Annotated in this window: 4 protein-coding genes; all 4 read left to right on the top strand. The window is 53.2% G+C overall.

What is annotated here, in order from left to right; translation table 11 throughout:
• On the top strand, window positions 1–417 hold a 417-nt coding region (locus VMT62_12890; GenBank protein ID HVN97317.1), incomplete at its 5' end, for a hypothetical protein.
• 204 nt (window positions 418–621) lie between these two features.
• Window positions 622–1,784 (top strand): IS3 family transposase gene (locus VMT62_12885; protein HVN97316.1). Its coding sequence is split into 2 segments (ribosomal slippage): window positions 622–889 and window positions 889–1,784, totalling 1,164 coding nucleotides; the frame shifts between segments, so codons are not numbered across the junction.
• Between the two features lie 291 nt (window positions 1,785–2,075).
• Entirely contained in the window at window positions 2,076–2,546 is a 471-nt protein-coding gene (locus VMT62_12880; GenBank protein HVN97315.1) for a Fur family transcriptional regulator, read from the top strand.
• Window positions 2,547–2,669: 123 nt separating this feature from the next.
• Window positions 2,670–3,343, top strand: a 674-nt coding sequence (locus tag VMT62_12875; protein ID HVN97314.1) for a peroxidase family protein, incomplete at its 3' end; no start/stop codon positions are given.

Here is a 3,343-nt window from a genome sequence, read left to right as displayed (position 1 = left end):
GACGACATTCCCTACCCGGCCGACATGAAGATAGCGTCAGCAGATGGTCTCAATCCTGACTTGGCAAATTTCCTCGGAAAATGGGAAGGAATGCTGGATATAGGGCAGAGAATCGGGATTGTAATCGAGAAAATCAATGTTCCGAAGGCAACGGTCCTGTACTGCTATGGAAACTTTACGCCTAGATCCACCAAGGGCAATGCGGTGTCCTTACCCGCTCGCTGCAATCCCAGAGTGGAAGGGAATGTCGAGGAGTCATCGCCGGGGGAATACAAAATAATTTTCTCATTCCAAGCGTCTACCGCATTTACAACTATGACCCTGACCAGAGATCGCGCGTTCCCGAACTATCTGCATTATGTACGTAGCTGGTCACAAAATCAAATTCAGGGCTCATTGAAGAAAGTCACCCCCTAATACCACTTCAGTTTCCGAGCCCACCACAATGCTTCTTCTTGGGCTCGGTATGGTCGGACTGGCAGGTCTGCGAAGAAGATAAACACACATCAACAGAGCTTTACAGATCGGGGTCAGGAATGGCCCCGTTTTTTATTCAGTTCAACTTGAGCTTTCCCCATATTGATGGACAGCCATGAAGATTAGTATGATGGTACAGGAGGCATGGCTATGGGGAAAGAAGATAAGCGTCGTTATTTTACCCGCGAGTTCAAGGTGAATGCGGTCCAACTGGTCACGGAGAAGGGGATGCCGGTGGGCAAGGTTGCCCAGGAGCTGGATATCCACCCGAATCTGCTTCATCTGTGGAGGCGGAGAATGCTGACGGAGGGGGATAAAGCCTTTGTGGGCAGGGGCCGTGTCAAGCCGGAGAATGCGGAGATCCGGCAGTTGCGGAAGGCCTTAGAGAAGGTGAAGGAAGAGAGGGACATTTTAAAAAAAGCCTTGGCCGCATTCTCCAAACCAAGCAAATGACGTATGGCTTCATGGAAGAGCACCGAGGGATCTACAGGGTCGCGACGATGTGTACGGTGCTGAGGGCATCGAGAAGCGGCTATTATGCCTGGCGCAAGCGTCAGCCGAGCCGACGGTGGACCGACAATGAGGAGCTGTTGGGGCAGATCCGACAGCTTCACGCGCAAAGCCGAAGGCTGTACGGGAGTCCGCGGATCACCGTGGAGCTCCGGGAGAAGGGCTTCCAATGCGGCAAGAACCGGGTGGCCCGGATCATGAAGGATCACGGGATCTGCGGTGAGGTGAAGAGGAGGCGATTCCGGCGGACGACCGATTCACGGCATGCGTATGCGCTGGCGGCAAACTTGCTGATCGGCCGGAGACAGACCGAGGGGGTTTGGGCATCGGATATTACGTTTGTTCCGACCTCGGAGGGGTGGCTCTATGTGGCCGTCGTGATGAATGTGAAGAGCCGGAGGGTCTTGGGGTTGTCCAGGAGTGAGACGCTCTCCCAGGAGTTGGCTTCAGCGGCGCTCCGAGAGGCAGCGGGCAGGCAGCGTCCCTCTGCAGGGTTGATCCACCATTCGGATCGGGGTCGGCAGTATGCCAGCTATGCCTATCAGGAGCTGCTGAAGGAATACGGCATGATCCCGAGTATGAGCCGAAGCGGCAATTGCTACGATAACGCCTATGTGGAGTCGTTTTGGGGTACACTCAAGACGGAACTGGTTCACGGGGAGAGGTACCGTTCCAGGTTGGAGGCACGGCTCAGTATCTTTGAGTACGTGGAAGCGTTTTATAATCGTCAGAGGAGGCACTCGGCCCTGGGGTACAGGAGCCCGGATCAGTATGAAAGGCTCCTTGGTGAAACTTAACTGCGTGTCCACTTTATTAGGGAAAGCTCAACTGGTAATATTCTGTGATCCGCTGAGACCATACCCGAAGACTCATAGGTGTACTGCACAAAAACCGACTTTTCCAAGGCCGATGATCAGCCATGTCGCGACTTCCTTCTTGTAATCGACAACCCGTAAATACTTATTATTTTGCAACATTTCAAATGGCAATGCTCGAATAATCGCGTTCGTTGTTTATTTCAAAAGATTGACTTGACGTGCCGTTCAATGGAGATTAGAATTATTATCGAGAATGGTTCCAGATAAAATATGATGACGAAAGAATCCATCATTCGGCAACTGAAGGAGAGGGGGCTGAGACTGACGAGTCAGCGGCTTGCCGTTATTGATGTGCTGGTCAGAAAGGGCCATCTGCATCCCAGTGCACCCTTCATATACAGGGGAGCCAAGAAGAAAGGCGCTCACCTGAGCCTGTCATCCGTTTATGCAAACATAAAAGAATTATCCCGCCATGGAATCATCAAATCCCTTGAGTTTGACGGGAAGGAGAACCGAATCGAGGGTAATCTGGATGAGCACATCAACCTCATATGCGAGCAATGCGGGAGGATCGTAGATTACGAGGCCCCTGTTACTCTGGATCAAAGGAGCATCGCAAAAAAAACAGGCTTCATGATCACAAGGAACAGGTTAGAATATTACGGGTATTGCGGAGAATGTGCGAAGAGCAAGGCAGGGGCCATTGACAACGGCGGTAAACGGCACAGCAGGTCTTTGTAAGGGGTTTGCTTGAATTTTTTTGACTACTAATCTGGAATGGTTCCGGATAAAAGATAAAAAAGCGTAACGGAAGTGCAAAGACAAACATAACTCATGTAAATCAGGATGAAAGGAGGACCTATTATGAATGAAGAAAGCAAGTCCCCGGTAACGGGCAAGACTCAAGCAAACACTGCAGCCAGCGGTACGTCGACCCGAGACTGGTGGCCGAACCAGTTGAGACTCGATATCCTGCACCAGCATTCCTCCAAGTCCAATCCGATGGGCGACGGTTTCAACTACGCCAAGGAGTTCAAGAGCCTCGACCTGGCGGCTGTGAAGAAAGATCTCGCGGCGCTGATGACCAACTCGCAGGACTGGTGGCCGGCAGACTTTGGTCACTACGGGCCATTGTTCATCCGTATGGCGTGGCACAGCACAGGCACATATCGCACCGGTGACGGCCGTGGTGGCGGCGGCAGGGGCCAACAGCGCTTTGCGCCTCTCAACAGCTGGCCGGACAACGTCAGCCTGGACAAGGCGCGACGACTGCTCTGGCCGATCAAGCAGAAGTACGGCCGGAAGATTTCCTGGGCCGACCTGATGGTCCTCACCGGCAACGTTGCTCTGGAAACGATGGGATTCAAGACCTTCGGTTTCGGCGGCGGTCGCGAGGACGTGTGGGAGCCGGATCAGGATGTCTATTGGGGCGCCGAGAAGACCTGGCTGGGCGGCGACAAGCGCTATTCCGGAGAGCGGGACCTCGAAAACCCGCTTGCTGCCGTGCAGATGGGGCTGATCTACGTGAACCCGGAAGG

It is taken from the genome of Syntrophorhabdaceae bacterium (assembly GCA_035541755.1).
In the GTDB taxonomy this organism is placed as follows: domain Bacteria; phylum Desulfobacterota; class Syntrophorhabdia; order Syntrophorhabdales; family Syntrophorhabdaceae; genus PNOF01.
Note: the sequence above shows the minus strand (reverse complement) of the source record. Positions and strands in the feature narration are given on the sequence as shown.